Source organism: Providencia sp. PROV268 (genome assembly GCF_028477805.1).
In the GTDB taxonomy this organism is placed as follows: Bacteria; Pseudomonadota; Gammaproteobacteria; order Enterobacterales; family Enterobacteriaceae; genus Providencia; species Providencia stuartii.
In genome coordinates this window covers 34158-50678 of record NZ_JAMPLW010000008.1, presented here as the reverse complement: position 1 = coordinate 50678, position 16521 = coordinate 34158, and the positions used below count along the sequence as shown (strand labels likewise).

The 16521-nt window shown below is 40.9% G+C and carries 18 protein-coding genes and 1 pseudogene; 3 read left to right on the top strand and 16 right to left on the bottom strand.

Going from position 1 to position 16521, the window contains the following annotated elements:
- Nucleotides 1–35: 35 nt before the first annotated feature.
- Together focA and ycaO are read right to left on the bottom strand one after the other, a co-directional pair.
- A complete protein-coding gene (gene focA / locus PR699_RS07145; RefSeq protein WP_004918108.1) occupies nt 36–893 on the bottom strand; it encodes a formate transporter FocA in 858 nt (285 codons plus the stop codon).
- Between the two features lie 343 nt (nt 894–1236).
- Nucleotides 1237–2991: a 30S ribosomal protein S12 methylthiotransferase accessory factor YcaO gene (ycaO, locus tag PR699_RS07140; protein ID WP_014657839.1), complete on the bottom strand. Its 1755-nt coding sequence runs from the start codon at nt 2989–2991 to the stop codon at nt 1237–1239.
- Nucleotides 2992–3169: 178 nt separating this feature from the next.
- Between ycaO and ansB the strand changes: the two genes are divergently transcribed.
- Nucleotides 3170–4213 (top strand): L-asparaginase 2, encoded by a 1044-nt coding sequence (gene ansB / locus PR699_RS07135; protein WP_014657840.1) that lies wholly within the window; start codon nt 3170–3172, stop codon nt 4211–4213.
- A gap of 36 nt (nt 4214–4249) precedes the next feature.
- Here ansB and PR699_RS07130 read toward each other — a convergent pair whose 3' ends face one another.
- Nucleotides 4250–5686 (bottom strand): MFS transporter, encoded by a 1437-nt coding sequence (locus tag PR699_RS07130; RefSeq protein ID WP_004918113.1) that lies wholly within the window; start codon nt 5684–5686, stop codon nt 4250–4252.
- A gap of 473 nt (nt 5687–6159) precedes the next feature.
- Between PR699_RS07130 and PR699_RS07125 the strand changes: the two genes are divergently transcribed.
- Nucleotides 6160–7557 (top strand): OprD family outer membrane porin, encoded by a 1398-nt coding sequence (locus PR699_RS07125; protein WP_004918116.1) that lies wholly within the window; start codon nt 6160–6162, stop codon nt 7555–7557.
- 68 nt (nt 7558–7625) lie between these two features.
- On the top strand, nt 7626–10304 hold the full coding sequence (locus PR699_RS07120; protein ID WP_272577832.1) for a beta-N-acetylhexosaminidase: 2679 nt from the start codon (nt 7626–7628) through the stop codon (nt 10302–10304).
- Nucleotides 10305–10607: 303 nt separating this feature from the next.
- Here PR699_RS07120 and fur read toward each other — a convergent pair whose 3' ends face one another.
- From fur to PR699_RS07055, 13 genes and pseudogenes are all read right to left on the bottom strand, one after another.
- Complete coding sequence (gene fur / locus PR699_RS07115; RefSeq protein WP_004918120.1) at nt 10608–11057, bottom strand: ferric iron uptake transcriptional regulator; 450 nt, start codon at nt 11055–11057, stop codon at nt 10608–10610.
- Nucleotides 11058–11230: 173 nt separating this feature from the next.
- Entirely contained in the window at nt 11231–11758 is a 528-nt protein-coding gene (gene fldA, locus PR699_RS07110; RefSeq protein ID WP_014657842.1) for a flavodoxin FldA, read from the bottom strand.
- A gap of 146 nt (nt 11759–11904) precedes the next feature.
- The gene (ybfE, locus tag PR699_RS07105) at nt 11905–12198 is read right to left on the bottom strand and encodes a LexA regulated protein (protein WP_004918124.1); all 294 of its coding nucleotides are present in this window, start codon (nt 12196–12198) and stop codon (nt 11905–11907) included.
- 169 nt (nt 12199–12367) lie between these two features.
- A pseudogene (locus PR699_RS07100) lies at nt 12368–12592 on the bottom strand (type I secretion system permease/ATPase); the annotation flags it as partial.
- 39 nt (nt 12593–12631) lie between these two features.
- Entirely contained in the window at nt 12632–13678 is a 1047-nt protein-coding gene (locus tag PR699_RS07095; protein WP_272572878.1) for a site-specific integrase, read from the bottom strand.
- A gap of 201 nt (nt 13679–13879) precedes the next feature.
- Entirely contained in the window at nt 13880–14104 is a 225-nt protein-coding gene (locus tag PR699_RS07090; RefSeq protein WP_041705223.1) for a hypothetical protein, read from the bottom strand.
- Complete coding sequence (locus tag PR699_RS07085; RefSeq protein ID WP_041705225.1) at nt 14097–14291, bottom strand: hypothetical protein; 195 nt, start codon at nt 14289–14291, stop codon at nt 14097–14099. Before PR699_RS07085 ends, PR699_RS07090 begins: the two co-directional genes overlap by 8 nt.
- 7 nt (nt 14292–14298) lie before the next feature.
- A complete protein-coding gene (locus tag PR699_RS07080) occupies nt 14299–14931 on the bottom strand; it encodes an MT-A70 family methyltransferase (RefSeq protein WP_014657846.1) in 633 nt (210 codons plus the stop codon).
- Nucleotides 14918–15253: a phage protein NinX family protein gene (locus tag PR699_RS07075; protein ID WP_196993098.1), complete on the bottom strand. Its 336-nt coding sequence runs from the start codon at nt 15251–15253 to the stop codon at nt 14918–14920. The genes PR699_RS07080 and PR699_RS07075 overlap by 14 nt, the downstream gene beginning before the upstream one ends.
- A 3-nt stretch (nt 15254–15256) precedes the next feature.
- Entirely contained in the window at nt 15257–15433 is a 177-nt protein-coding gene (locus tag PR699_RS07070) for a hypothetical protein (protein WP_004916560.1), read from the bottom strand.
- Nucleotides 15434–15588: 155 nt separating this feature from the next.
- Complete coding sequence (locus PR699_RS07065; RefSeq protein ID WP_196993097.1) at nt 15589–15852, bottom strand: hypothetical protein; 264 nt, start codon at nt 15850–15852, stop codon at nt 15589–15591.
- Nucleotides 15853–15859: 7 nt separating this feature from the next.
- Nucleotides 15860–16195: a hypothetical protein gene (locus PR699_RS07060; RefSeq protein WP_196993096.1), complete on the bottom strand. Its 336-nt coding sequence runs from the start codon at nt 16193–16195 to the stop codon at nt 15860–15862.
- Between the two features lie 68 nt (nt 16196–16263).
- Nucleotides 16264–16515 (bottom strand): hypothetical protein, encoded by a 252-nt coding sequence (locus PR699_RS07055; RefSeq protein WP_196993095.1) that lies wholly within the window; start codon nt 16513–16515, stop codon nt 16264–16266.
- Nucleotides 16516–16521 lie beyond the last annotated feature (6 nt).

Below are 16521 nucleotides of genomic sequence, written 5' to 3'. Positions count from 1 at the left end.
GATCTTAATAAATCTTTTCGTGAAAGTAGTGGCTATTAATGTTTTTGACCACCACGTAAATGCATGAACCAGTAAATTAGGCCGACTAAAAGTGCGCCGCCAATGATATTGCCGATAGTAACGGGTATTAGGTTGTCTGTAACAAAGTTGCTAACACTGAGTTGAGAAAAGTGTTCTGGTGAAACGCCAATTTGAGTCCAGAATTCAGCTGGAGCAAACTCTTTGATCATGATACCTAATGGGATCATAAACATGTTTGCAATGCTATGTTCAAAGCCACTCGCAACGAACATGGCGACAGGGAGCACAAGCACCAAAAGCTTATCGGCTAGGCTACGACCTGAATAGCTCATCCAAACAGCGAGACAAACCATTAAGTTAGCTAAAATACCTAAACAAACAGCCTCAATAAATGTATGGTGCAGTTTATGGTCTGCGGTTTGTAGGACATTAAGCCCCCATTGACCATTTGCCGCGGTATATTGACCAGCAAACCAAATCAAAGCAACAAAGAAGAGCGCGCCGATAAGGTTGCCAACATAGACGTTAAACCAATTTAGGAACATTTGCCCCCAAGTGATCCGCCCTGTAGCTTTTGACACAATGGTCAACACCGTGGATGTAAATAGATCTGCACCGCAAATAACCACGAGCATCAACCCAAGAGAGAAACAGACACCACCGATAAGTTTCGTAAAACCAAAAGGAGCGGCTTGTGCGCCAGTGGTCGCAGTAATATAAAAAACGAATGCGATTGAGATAAAGATACCGGCAGTGAATGCTGACAAGTATGTTATTGCTGGATGTTTATTGGCTTTGTAAACACCAGAGTCATCTGCAACTTGAGCCATTACAGCGGGAGGCAAAAGATTAAAAGGGTTGTCAGCTTTCATACTAACACTCTCTTACTAAGTTGATTAATTATAGCACGCAATCATAGTAACAAACGGCATAACTAAGAAATTTGATATGGATCATGAACCATCGTAAGAAATCGACGTAAATTGTTGAAAAATGGTTAAATTTAGATTTATCTAATTGATTTTTATAAATTAAATATTTTTTAAATTTTATTAAAAATTTTTATATTCTGACTTTGCTCAGGGAATATAGGTAAATAAAACCGGTGATTTGTTATTTAAATATTGCAAAATGAGCGGTGATTTTAATTAATTTAACTTATATAAAGATAATGGCCCGAAGGCCACTATCTAAAAATGATGAGTTAGAAAACAATTAGGCATGTTCACGTTTTGCTTTTTGCAGTTTTTCATAGGCGGCAAGTAGCGCTTGGTGAGCTGGAAGCGCAGTTAATTCATCATCGATGGACCACAAGCCATAGAAACAAGATTCGCCAGCAATAGCAGCGGATGCCGCATCGACGGTCTCTTGCCCATACATACGGACAAAAGCGCTATAATATTGTGACGCATCACGTTGTTCTTCTTGGCTCAGTAGTAGCAGGGTATGCAAACAACGATAATAGTTAGCTCGTTCAGCGGTAAAAACGGAGCTATTAAAGTCTTGTGTCCATTCTACCCATGCTAATGCCTGATCTAGGTCACCACCTGCTAGCGCCAGCATGGATTTTAACTCACCAATACGCAAGTTACTCCAGCCATTATCTTTACCTACGGCAAGGCCAAGTAGCTCTCGTACACGCGTGAAATCATCGAGGCCTTCATCGTCCAATTGCGCTATTAATGCCAGATAATCTTGCTTTTCCCATTGGCTATCAGGCAGCGTGATAATGGTATGACGTAAATGTGCACCCATCGCATTGTTGGCAATATGCAAGTCTTCGACAGGATAAATATCAGACATACCCGGCACTAAAATACGGCAGGCATAAACCCCTAAGTGGTGATAATCAGCAATATAAACCTCGGCGTCGAGCTGATTAAAAATGCCCATAAGTGTTGCAAATTCTTCTTGTGTTGTGCCTTTAAAATTCCAATCGACGAAAGGGTAATCGGCATCGTCTTTAAAGAGATCCCAGCTAATAAGACCACTAGAGTCGATAAAATGGGTCTCTAGGTTAGTCTGCTCAGCCACTTCTTCATCATCGAATGTCGGCGCATTAAACACATCAAGATCTTTAAGGCTACGGCCTTGCAAGAGTTCTGTTACGGTACGCTCTAAAGCAACACCAAAATCAGGGTGGGCACCAAAAGAGGCAAAACAGGTTCCATTTTGTGGGTTAAATAGCACCACGCAAATGACTGGGAATTGACCACCAAGAGAGGCGTCATAACAGAAAATAGGGAAGCCTTCTTTTTCAAGTGTGGCAACGGCTTCAACCACATTAGGATAGCGAGCCATGATCTCATTTGGGATGGTAGGCAAGCTGATTCGTTCAGCAATAATGCGGTTTTTCACAAAACGTTCAAAGACTTCAGATAAGCCTTGAACACGCGCTTCATTTGCCGTGTTGCCTGCCGACATACCATTAGAGACATATAAGTTGCCGACAATATTCATAGGAATATAAACCGTTTGGTTATCGGATTGGCGAGTAAAAGGCAGTGCACAGATACCACGCTCTTCATTACCCGATTGTAAATCGATCAACTGACTGCCTGCCAAGGCATTATCAGGATCGTAAAATTCACGTAAGCGAGTGTCTAAAATACCTTCCGGTAAGCTATCGTCTTCGGTAAGAGGAAACCATTTTTCATTGGGATAATGAACAAAATCACCTTCAGCGATCGATTTTCCTAAATAGAAATCGGCAAAGAAATAGTTAGTTGATAAACGCTCGAAATATTCACCGAGTGCAGAAGCTAAAGCGGCCTTTTTGCTCGCGCCTTTGCCGTTCGTAAAGCACAGAGGGCATGCTTTGTCTCGAATATGGACTGACCAAACATTAGGAACAGGATTCAGCCATGAGGCTTCTTCAATATCAAAACCGAGCTTTTTCAATTTTGTTTGAAATGCATCGATGGAAACTTCAAGGGCGGCATCTTTGCCAGGAATAAATGTTTGGCTCATGATTTTGTTACTTATCAATAGGGAGAATTATAGGGGGCTATGATACGGATTTTTGTTACACACCTCACGCAAAATTATCCTAATCCCCACTATTTTGCCTAAAATAATTATCGGTATCACGGAAATGCAGTTTCAAATCCACATAATAACGGTAGTTTATTTAAAGAGAGGTTATAGGATGAAACAGAGTCATAAAATATTACTGGCGACAGCGCTCTCATTGGCAAGTACATCCGTTTTTGCACTACCAAATATTACCGTATTAGCCACCGGAGGAACGATAGCAGGAGGTGGTGAATCAGCAACATCTTCAAGCTACCAAGCCGGAAAGGTCGGTATTGATGCACTCATCAATGCAGTGCCTGAAATCAAAAAAATAGCGAATCTTAATGGCGAGCAAGTGGTCAATATTGGCTCCCAAGATATGAATGACCAAGTCTGGTTAACGTTAGCGAAAAAAATCAACCAAGAGTGTGATAAAACAGATGGATTTGTGATCACTCATGGTACAGACACGTTAGAAGAAACTGCCTTTTTCCTCGATTTAACAACATCATGTCAAAAACCTATTGTATTGGTTGGCGCAATGAGACCATCGACTGCACTGGGGGCTGATGGTCCTCTCAATCTATATAATGCGGTGGTGGTAGCGACGGATAAATCAGCGGGGGATCGCGGTGTCTTAATGGCAATGAATGATAAAGTGATCCAAGGGCGTGATGTCGTTAAGATGAACACAACCGAAGTGCAAGCGTTTGAGGCAGTAAATGCAGGCCCACAAGGTTTTATCCATGATGGCAAAGTGACTTTTTATAAACCAGCAGAGCCTAGAGATAATAAAGCAGCCTTTGATGTCAGTAAATTAGACAAATTACCTCAAGTTGGCATTGTCTATAACTATGCTAATGCCTCTGCTGCCCCAGTGAAAGCGTTACGTGATGAGGGAGTTGAGGGAATAGTGAGTGCGGGGGTTGGGAATGGCAACATGTATAAAACGGTTTTTGATGCATTAGCCACTGCTGCTAAAGAGGATGTGGTTGTCGTTCGTGCCAGCCGTGTACCAACAGGCTACACCACTCGTAACGCTGAAGTGGATGATAACTTATATGGCTTTGTAGCTTCAGAGCGCTTAAACCCGCAAAAAGCACGTGTTTTACTTCAATTAGCCTTGACTGAAACCAAAGATCCTAAACGTATTCAGGCACTTTTTGAAAAATACTAACCCACACTAAAATTAGCGAATAGGGGGAATGACCCTCTATTCGCAGCTTTTCGCAGATAAATCCACCCTATTGGCGACAATATTAGCGGTAATTAGCGCAAAGCAAGGTACTAAGGAAAAGAGTATAAAGAGCCATATTGATGCCGATTGTGCACCTTCAATCCCTCCAGGTGAAGAAAGCCCTGCAAGGTTAGCGATCATACCTGCCAAAGAGGCACCAAAAGCAGTGGAAAATAGCTGTAAGGTCGTAATTGCCGACGACGCTTTTTGAGATTCACTTCCAGCCGAGACTTGCAATACTCGCGTGAGCAAATGTGGCCATGCTGCACCAATACTTGCGCCAGTGATAAATAGACCAATACAAATAATCCATACCTGAAATGCTTCAATAGCAATAATTTTTGTTATGAACAATGCAAGAGTGGTTAGGCCTACCAGTGTGAATAGTGGAGCGAAACGAATAATTCGCACGGCAACCGTCGGCTTTAGTGATGAGGAAGCAATGGCGGCACTTGACCAACCCGCACCGACTAGGGCCGCTAAATAGCCTGATAACAAGGGAGCCACACCATGCAATATCTGTAAAAAATAGGGAACAAAAACCTCTGTTTGTACACTTAGACCCAACAATGCCATCGTGAGGTAAATAGGCGCTAATTGTGCAGAAAAGCGAAATGTTCCCGAAGGAAAAAGCGTATTATGACCACGACGCTCAATAACCATTAATCGAGCACACAGTAAAACGGCAATAAACATCCCTCCAATAGGGATAAATTTGTCTTGACTCAAACTGCCTAGAGAGATGGCGAGCACGGCGCAAGAAAGCAGTAAAAGGGCCTGTAATGGAATCGGCTGTTGAGGGCAGTTTTCATGGGGATTTTTTGCCGGCAAAATCCGCCAAGTCAGCCATAAATAAGGGATACCGACTACGACCAGACACCAAAATGCTCCTCGCCATATATCGTACTCTGCAAATACGCCACCCAGTGCTGGCCCTAGTAATGTTGCCATTCCCCACATACTCGACATCATCGCTAACACTCTCGACCATAAATGTTGAGGAAATACAATGTGTACCATTGAGTAAGATAAGGTGAGTAAAATCCCGCCACCAGCCCCTTGGATCACTCTGCCAAGGAGCATCACTGGCATTGAGGGGGTGATAGCGCAGATAACGGATCCTACAAGAAAAATCAACGTCGCCAGCCCATAACTTTTTTTGGGGCCAAAATAATTGAGGATCCGTGAGGTAAGGGCGGACAAAATAATCGAAGACAGAATAAACAGTGTGGTATTCCAAGCATAGAAATTAATGCCGCCAATATCCCGTACAACGGAAGGTAATGTGGTAATGGTGATATAAACATTAATCGCATGGAGGCAAATCCCCCCCGATAAGGCAAGTGTTAAACAGAGATTCTTACCGGTGAGTAGTGTACGCCAACCTTCCTGCTGACTTTTCTCTATATTCACGTGTGACGGATCCCTCTTATTTCTCTTATTGAATCGCCTTATTTTCCCTCACTAAAATCATTCACTTGATCTGTTTATGAGTGAAAAACTATTCATCAACTAAAGCAGTTATGAATCAACTTAGCAAGTTTGAATGAAACGATTACATTCAAATGCAGTTATTTTTTATGTTGAAATAAGTCCAAAATGCCCATTCTGTCCATAGTGTTTTGCCTGCATTTTATCCTAAATTCAGGATATTAATTCGAGAAACACCATAAACTCGAATAATTACTACTGTGAATGAATAGAAAAATTAATGTGTCTTGGCTCATATTTTAGGAATAAATATATTTTTAGCCTTGATAATTCGCGTTGCGAAAAATAGGCTAAGTAGGTACTCGTATTTTGTTTATCAAAACTAATCATTACTTAATGGGCGGCTACTGAAATTTATCACTGAAAAATAATATAAAAAACTGAGGAAACATCGAATGGTTAATAAAAATGTCAATCGTGGCAGGGGAATACTCGTGCTTAAAATAGGAATAGCACTCCTTCCTATTAGTTATCAACCAATAAGTTTTTCTGAGCAATTTTTAGATGATTCAACCCTTAAAGGCGGTTTGTATTATTGGCAACGTGACCGTTCGAGGAAAGAGTTAAATCCAGAAAGCGATAAATATAAGAAATATGTCGACAACCTTAAACATTCAACCGTGAATGCCAGCCTTGATTATTCTTCAGGTTATTTTCAGGATGTCATCGGTTTAGATTTAGCCGCATTTACAGCCATAGAATTATCCAATAGTGGCCCAGCGGCGCCTAATGAAATTGGTTTTAGTGATGCAAAAACGCGTTGGGATGAAAAATGGACCGGTGATCGAAGTGGTGTCAGCGTTTATAAAGCAGCGGCTAAAATGCAATATGGTCCGTTTTGGGGCAGAGGCGGTTATATCCAACCAACAGGACAAACACTATTAGCTTCTCACTGGAGCTATATGCCCGGAACTTATCGGGGTTTCGAAATCGGTGGGGTATTTGATTTCGCACAACAAGGGGCCTTGAGCCTGTCATATATGTGGACAGACCGTTATAAAGCGCCTTGGTATCGCGATATGTATAACTTCCGTGAAGCGGATGGTCAAACAGGGATCAGTTATTTGCAATCCCTTGGTTTTAAATATGATTTTAAAAATAACCTTGTTTTAGAGGCGGCTTATGGGCAAGCAAAAGGCTATATGGACCAGTACTTTGCGAAGGCCTCTTATGCTGTTCCTGTGGCCACACGTGACCTGCGGATGTCTTATCAATTTTATGGAGCAAAAGATAAGGTAACCAATGGTGGCATTAATGATGTTTACGATGGATTGGCGTTCTTGCAAGCCGTGACGTTTGGCTATACCTATGATCAGTTTGATTTTCGATTAGAAGGCACTTATGTGAAGGCAAAGGGGAATCAGGGCTATTTTTTACAGCGTATGACCCCGGGGTATGCGACATCAAATGGGCGATTAGATATTTGGTGGGATGGGCGCTCCGATTATAACGCGAATAATGAAAAAGCGCTCTTTGCGGGGGTGATGTACGATTTAGCTAAATGGGATCTTGCTGGTTGGAAAGTAGGAACATCATATATTTATGGATGGGATGCTAAACCCAGCACGAATACACAATATGCTCAAGATGTAAAATTAAAAGAAACGGCTTGGAACGTTGATATTTTATATACCGTTCAGACAGGTAAGGCGAAAGATACCTTATTTAAATTACATTTTACTAAATATGACAACCATACAGATATTCCAAGCTATGGTGGTGGGTTCGGCAATATATTTCAAGATGAAAAAGATATTAAGTTTATGGTCATGATGCCATTTACTATTTTTTAATAGCGCGGTCACTGCTATTAAAAAATAAAATAGCAGTGGTTGATTTTGAATTTAATATTGAGGTCACAATGAAAAAGAATTATTTAAGTCCTTTAGCATTATTCATATCAGCAACACTTTTTTCTACCGCAGTAAATGCTGAACAATCATCGGCTCAAGTCGTCGATGCATTAAGTGATATAGATGTGAAAATAAATGTGCTTGATAACCAAGCTGGTGAGCATGGTACTCACTGTGCTGCACTGGGTGCCGATTGGGCTGCATGTAACCGTGTCGATATTACCTTAACAAATGGCGATACTGCGATTGAATCCAACGATTGGGTGCTTTATTTTCATAGTATTAGACAGATTCTAAAACAAGATAACCCGCAATTTAAGATCACACATATTACAGGCGACCTTCATAAAATTACACCAACAGAGCAATTTAAAGGGATTAAAGCCCACGAAAAAGTGGTATTACCGCTAACGGGAGAATATTGGCAGGTTAGTTATTCAGACTTTATGCCTAGGTGGTACGCGACATCGGGAGATGCATCCCCACGCAACCTTAAGAGCACTGATACTCAAGATCCAACAACCTTTGTTACCCCCTTTGAACTGAAAAATTGGAAACGAACCGACGCCGATAACAATCTATTAATGACACCAGAAAACCGCTATCAAAAAAACTTAGCGATGAAACCGTTATCTGAGCAGCAATTGCGAGGGCAAATCTTACCTACTCCATTTGATATCAGTTTGCAGTCAGAGGATGTTGATCTGAGTAAAGGCGTTAAATTACAACTAAATGGGCTAACGAAAGGTGAGTTAGCTGTTATTGAACAACACTTACAACTGAGCAAGCTAAAACAAAATAGTCACGGGTTCCCCATTGAAGGGAAAATCGCACCTAAGCAATTTTCTACTGAAGATCAAGTGAGTGGTGCTTACAAATTAGTGATCACACCGCAACGAGCCGAAATTATTGGTTATGACCGTATAGGGTTATTTTATGGTGTAGGTTCATTATTGTCAGCGGTAACTGAAGGTGACACACCGAAAGTGGCAGCAATGGTCGTGAATGATAAACCACGTATGGAATATCGTGGGGTCTTTTTAGACGTTGGACGAAATTTCCACAGTAAACAGGTGGTGATGCGATTAATTGACCAGATGTCACGCTATAAATTAAATAAATTCCATTTTCATTTAACCGACGATGAAGGCTGGCGGATAGAGATCCCCGGTTTACCTGAATTAACGGAAGTGGGAAGTCAGCGTTGCCATGATTTAACTGAGCAAAAATGTTTATTGCCGCAACTCGGGTCGGGGGCTGACAATAATAATATGGGGAGCGGCTATTTCACGCGTGATGACTATATTGAAATTTTACGTTATGCCAAAGATCGCAACATTGAGGTGATCCCTGAAATTGATATGCCAGCCCATGCACGTGCAGCCGTTGTTGCTATGGAGGCGCGTTATAATAAGTTAAGCGCGGCGGGCGATGAACAAGGGGCAAATGAGTACCGCTTAGTTGACCCATCAGATACTTCAATAACCACATCGGTACAGTTTTATGATAAGCGCAGTTATTTAAACCCTTGCTTAGATTCATCACAGAACTTTGTCAATAAAGTCGTCAGTGAAGTGATGCAGATGCACGATGAAGCAGGTGTTCCACTGAAAACATGGCATTTTGGTGGTGATGAGGCGAAAAATATTCGCTTAGGTGCAGGCTTCCAAGATAAACGCGGCCCTATTGAGCCGGGCAAAGGTATTATTGATAAACAGCGCGAAGATAAGCCATGGGCAAAATCGAAAGCATGTCAGGCTTTAATTCAGCAAGGGGATGTCAGCGATTTTGACCATCTTTCCAGCCATTTTGCTAAACAGGTGAGTAAAAGTTTGCAACAAAAAGGCGTTACAACAATGCAAGCATGGCAGGATGGTTTAAAAGACGCTTCGAGTGCGAAAGATTTCGCCACTGACAATGTTCGCGTTAATTTCTGGGATACTCTCTATTGGGGAGGCTTTGACTCGGCAAATGATTGGGCAAACAAAGGCTACCAAGTGGTTATCTCCAACCCAGACTATGTCTATTTTGATATGCCTTATGAAGTTAACCCAAGTGAAAGTGGTTACTACTGGGCAACACGCGCGAGTGATGAACAAAAAGTCTTTGCTTTTGCCCCGAATAACCTCCCTCAAAATGCTGAAACCTCAGTGGATAGAGATGGGAATCCTTTCAGTGCGAAAAGCGACAAGCCTTGGCCGGGCGTATATGGTCTTTCAGGGCAATTGTGGAGTGAAGCCGTCAGAACGGATGATAAGGTCGAATACATGTTATTCCCTCGCATTTTGCCGCTGGCAGAAAGAGCGTGGCATAAGGCGCAATGGGAAAATGATTATCAATCAGGGCGTGAATATATTGGTGGTAAAACCCAATATGTTTCACAGCAAAAATTAGCAGATGATTGGAACCGTTTTGCGACTATCGTAGGGCAAAAAGAGCTTCGCCGCTTAGATAGAGCCGGAGTTGCCTACCGTATCCCTGTTCCTGGCGCAAAAATTGAAAACGGTGTGCTACTGGCGAATATCAGTTACCCTAGCTTAATTATCGAGTATGCATTGGCAGATAGCGATAACTGGCAGGTTTATTCGGCGGATAACCCACCCAAAGTCAATGGGAACGTCAAAATAAGAGCGAAAAGTCCAGACGGGGCGAGGGCGAGTCGTGTAGAAATCGTGACTCAAAAATAACGGGTATGTGGTGAGGGAGCGAATGAAGAGGCTCCCTCACGGTTTTATCGTCACCATACAATAATCACGTTCTATTACCCGCCGAGCTTGGGTATCAGAACCCTATCAACCATACGACTTAATCTTTACTCAGCTGACAAAGGATTGAAGGGGACTCGTTAGGTTCTTGAAAGATCTCAAAACAGGATAAGTAAGGCATTAATATGAAGTGGGGAAGGCTAGAGCCCAGTGAGTACTGGACTCAAATCCCACAGCCTTTTTAAAAACTATCTATAGTCAGTTAAAGGCAAAGATTTACGGTAATTACTCTTTTGGATCGTGTGCGTCCGCATTTTCACGGCAATCGCCATCAGCACAGTGACCATAAAGATACAAACTGTGGTTAGATAGTTTAATACCGTGGCGTGCAGCGATATTGGTCTGGCGCTCTTCGATGGATTTGTCAGAGAACTCGATGACTTTTCCACAGTCTAGGCAGATTAAGTGGTCATGATGGTGCTGTTGAGTCAGCTCAAAAACGGATTTACCGCCTTCAAAGTTATGACGTGTCACGATACCTGCATCATCAAACTGGTTTAATACGCGGTAAACTGTAGCCAGACCGATCTCTTCGCCCATATCAATCAGCTTTTTGTAGAGATCTTCCGCACTGACGTGATGGCACTCAGGCTCCTGAAGTACTTCCAATATTTTTAATCTTGGAAGAGTGACTTTGAGTCCAGCATTCTTCAATGCTTTATTGTTGTCTGTCATGCGGGTTTGTCCTGTATCTTAAATCATAAATTTAACAATAATGAGACGTTTTTAACATAAATTCAGTTGTCTTCTAAACTGATTTACAATTATAGGCATGGAAATAAAAAATAGAAACCATGCTTTGTCGCATTATTATAATAGTATTAATAAGCCTATTTCTAATTAGTCGATTAGCCTAAAATTTCAGACAAAGACATCTCTTCTGAAATTTGCTGTACCCATGCATCAACACGTTCTTCGGTGAGTTCCGGCTGGCGGTCTTCATCAATAGCAAGGCCGATAAAGTGGTTATCATCCGCCATTCCTTTAGATGCTTCAAAATGGTAGCCATCAGTTGGCCAATGACCGACGATCACTGCACCGCGTGGCTCGATAATATCGCGAATGGTTCCCATCGCATCACAGAAGTACTCCGCATAGTCTTCTTGGTCGCCACAGCCGAATAAAGCAACAAGTTTACCTTCAAAGTCAATTTCTTCGAGTGTTGGGAAGAAGTCATCCCAATCACATTGGGCTTCACCATAGTACCAAGTTGGGATACCGAGAAGCAGAATATCGAATGCTTCAATATCTTCTTTACTGCACTTTGCAATATCATGAACTTCCGCGTTCTCGTTGCCTAATCTCTTTTGGATCATCTTGGCAATATTTTCTGTATTACCAGTGTCACTACCGAAGAAAATGCCTATGACTGCCATAAAGTGAATAACCTCTTGTTTTTCCAATCTGGTTTACTAAAGCCAGATAGGGCTAAATTTGAACTAAAGTACCTAGAATTTTGACCCTATTTTGGCGAAAAAGCGTGAATAAATCTGTCGAATTTGTGTGGTTTATGAAGACGAAACTATTGACCAGAAGGCTCATAGACTAGCGCTAGCTGTGACATTAACATCTCTTCTATCAACTCACTACGGCTCATGTTTTTTTCATTCGCCAATTGATTCAATATCGTGACAGCATCTTCATTAAGTTTTAATTCAACGCGGCGTAGTCCTTTGACCTTATCACGCTTAAGTTGATTACGTTTGTTGATTCTTAATTGTTCATCCCGCGACAGCGGACTTGTTTTAGGTCGCCCAGGCCTGCGTTCCTCAGCGAACAAATCAAGGGTGGTGCGATCAGTTTGTTCTTTTGCCATATATTTTTACTGCTAAAGGGCGTATACCAATAATCCAGCGCGCAATAATACCCTAGCTGACTCCCTTGTACCATAGCGCATGTCGAGCGAAAGTTATTGATAGTAAAAAAAAGAGCTGTTTGTTGGAAAAAGCACCAGCCGAGCGCATGCTGGTGCTTTGACGGTACTATTATTGAGTTTGCTGCCGCCATAAATGTGCATATAACCCATTTTGCTGAAGCAAATTTTGATGGTTATCCATTTCAGCCACCTTACCGTCGCAAATTACACAAATGCGATCCGCATGCATGATAGTATTCAAACGGTGCGCAATACTGATCACTGTCCGTCCTTGTGTGATTAAAGGCATATTCGCCATGATGGCGGCTTCGGATTCATAGTCTAAAGTTGAAGTGATTTTGAATTCTGGATGTGTGAAATTAATCGTTATACATCAGCCAGTTAAAAGAGTTAAGTGTGGCTTTTGGCTGGCTTCATTCTTCGGCTGTGTCGAAATTGTGACGTGCTCACTATATTTGGTTAAATGCTGACCGCTAAAGTGAGCATATTTCTGAACCATTTCTAATGTCTCCCATCCTCCCATTTCTTTTAACACCATTAACGGAGTTCCACTTTGTGCGTGCCAACTTGCCCAAGTGTGTCTCAAGTCGTGAAAAGTGAAATCAGTTATACCGGAATCAATCAACGCTTGATAATAGCATTCACGATAATAGTTACTCCTTCGCTTTCCTTTGTTGGAAAACACATATTCACCATCCTTTTCAATTCCATTTAGAACCTCAATGGCCACGTCATTTAGCGGAACTGGTCTAGCTCGTCCTGACTTTGCATTATCTGCGGTTACATGAGCAACTCTTCTAACTATGTCTACACTTTTCCATTTAAGCGATAATATCTCGCTTTTTCTCATACCCGTTAAAATAGCAATAGAAACAAAATCCTTCATCCACTTAACTTTGATGTTAGATATGAGTAGTTCAGCTTCCCACTTTTCTAGCCATCGAACCCTAACAGTGGGTTCTTTCATCCGTGGTATATAGGATGACTTGGTTAGCCATCCCATCTTGTGAGCTAGTGAAAATGCACGCATAATAAAAGAACGATATCTATTCTGTGTTGCGTTGGATAGCTTTCTCTTTGTTTTTGGATTATAAACGGGCAAAGAGTTAGCTATTTCATCACTGGTTATTGTAGATATTTTCCTTCCTTTAAATACACACTGGAAATATTCAGCGTAGGCAAGTTTTGTAGGAAATGATGCTTGTCCTTCGGCATCTTTTAAAGCCAGTAACATCATTTCCTCAAACGACCTATCAGGAATCCTGTTCAGTTTTTCCATTTGCCATAGGTCATGTTTTAACTTGTCATGATACTCTTGGGCTTTGACTTTATCCTCCGTGCCAGCAGATTTTCTAATTCTTTCTCCGCTTGGTGCTGTAACGTCAACCCAGTATTTCTTACCTCTTTTGTAGATCGGCATGTTTTCCTCCCGCTACCGACTACAGCCAGCCGATAGACATTATTGTCGTTAAACTGCGCCTGTTCAAACTTTTTCAGGCTTTCCTTGTTTGCTCTCCATGAGCTACCGACCCTGAACATGTAATATTTAGCAGGGTTGCGGTATACCGTTGAAGATGACAGCCGGATCATCGGTGCGTATTCTTTTATTGTATAAAGAGAGTCATCCACTATTAATCTCCTTATCGATAGAGTTGACGTAATAAGTCAACCACATAATCGGTGGGAATTTCTTGTGTTTTTCGCTGAGTGTTAATTGAAACTTCGGAAGGTAATCTTTAAGTATTGCCGCGCTTTGTTTATCGCTGAGTTTTTTGAGTTGCTTTAATTTGTCTCTGCATTCCCTTGCTATCTTTCGGCGTCCGTTTTCAAGCGTTACATCATCCATTCTTCCTTCTATATTTCTCATCATCATCCCCACAATCTTTACTGCAATATGCGCTATTTGGTTTTGCTGGCATTTCTTCACACCAGATGCACATTCCGTTTATTGATTTAGTTACTGGTTGGCGATTTGATAATGCGGCTTGAATTCTTAATTCGTTGAGTTCGTTTGCTGAGTCGATAATGTCCATAATTCACCTATGCTATTTTCAATACGTTATTAAATTGAATATTGCTTTCCACCTGATCCCCGAATACATCCCAATCGCCAAATTTTTCACGAGCGAATAATTCGATGCGTGGCACGTCTCCATATAGTTCCTCTAACCTGTGATGTACTTCCTTTGGCTTTTCACTATGATCACCAAGGCATGAGTAAACAACTTGTCGAACACTGGCGGACTGACGTGGTAGACCATTACCACGAACAGCTATCAGGCATATTTCTGCATTTGCACGAGTGTAATTACCACCATTAATTTTCGTTTCGTTATTTAAAATATCCATATAATCGTAGGCATCGAATAGCTCACCGTTTTGTATTTGCTTTGTTATTCTTTCCATTGCCAATTTATTTAATTTAACCCACACGAAACCAAGCATAGTTTTAACTTTAAATCCCCATGCTTCGGATAGCTTAATTGCTTCAAGTGCAAAATTACCCGTGTACCACATGCACAGTACGGAGTTTTCAGAGGCTATAGTTTCTATGGGTAATCTGGATAGGGAATATAAGTCGGTAGTATTGTAATGATTGGTTGCCGCTCCGTTTGATGCTTTATTATTATATTGCCAAGGCGGGTCAGCGAGAATTAAGTCATACTTTTTCATTCTCCGCATCCTTCATCATTAAGAACACTTCCATAGCGGCGCGATATAGGTTTTTATTTACTGAGTAAATATCATGATAAAAAAGAGATTCAGAAATCCACTCGTCGCTATCGTATCTTGGTGACAAAGTTAATTTATTCTCAATAATAATCGGCATTGCATCGGATGGGTTGTTGCATGGGTCGAATACTTGATATTTACCTTTGATATTATAAGTAATAACGCCATTAGGTAAGAATCTAAAATATTTATGCTTTATTTTTGCTTTGTGAAATACAGCTTTATTAATCTCGAAGTCAGATAGTTCAGTGTATTTATTCATTGATTAATCCTTCACAGTTATCTTGTAATTACCTGCGTGTGATTTCTTACCGTACGCTGTTTTTCCATCACCAGTAGCCACAGCTAGCGCATTAACATCTGGTTTATTACTGATAATTGTTTTTGCCGCTTCTAGAGCAAATAAATACTCATTATCTTTACATTCGATTGTTATTTTCATTATCTAATCACCTCACCGCAAACTATCTCAACATCCCGCACCATCATTATCTGCATAGCACGGCTCTCGCATTCTTGCTGTGTGTATAATGTATCGGTTACAGGCGTAACATATCCCTGCCAAATTAATAACAGTACAAATAGCTTCATTATTATTTAATCCAATCGATATAGTGGGATATTAGTTTCTGTTTTTTCTGGGTAAATAAATGCTTTTTGTTTTCTACGAAGAAGAAGTCCAGAAACAGGAGTTATATAACCAACAGGCTCTACATCTTTTAGCTCATTAATCCGGTCGTTCATTTTAAGTACATTGCAACTATCGTCATTTGGGATGCTTTCTACGCCGTGTAATACAAAGTTGTTTAATATATTCTGCAATAAAGAATACTCTTCGTCATTTAAGGCAAGTAGCTTCATTTTATTTTCACTCCCAATCTTCTTTAATTAATTGCCTACCTTTATCGGTTAATTCAAGAGTTCGACCAGTATCAATTCCGTAGCCTAAATCCTCTAAAAATTCGCAAGCATCTTCACCAGCCGACATAAATAAATGGTCGCTATTTGCGTATTGTTGGAAAACTAGAATTAAATGCTTAATGGCTTCGTCGCGTTCTTTTTCTAAACTCTCGCGTGATGCTTGCCATGCCATCCATTGGCGCTGGTGCATTCTCGTTATCGAAATCATACCTAACCCATTCCGCTTCATTTCTTCTTTCTGTGGTGCAAACCACTCTTCAAATTGCTGCCTTGATTTATCCATGCTTACTCCTGAATTTTAGGTATAAAAAACCCTGCTAGTGCAGGGTGTTGGATATATTTGTTAATTAATTATTTTATGTAGCCACCTTTGCCATCTAATAATCCAGATGACTTTTCTATAAATTCTTCTTCTGTTGGCACTTTAGTTTCATATGCAACATTATAATAATAACCACTTATTTTAAATGAAGTGGTTCTGTATTTATCACTTACAGTGGGTTCTACTGCATCTCCAAATCTATGGCCTTTCGTTTTTTGCTTTTTATAAAGACAGGTTATAACTTCTGTTTCATTATTATCTTTAATTAGTAAATATTCCATGTCACT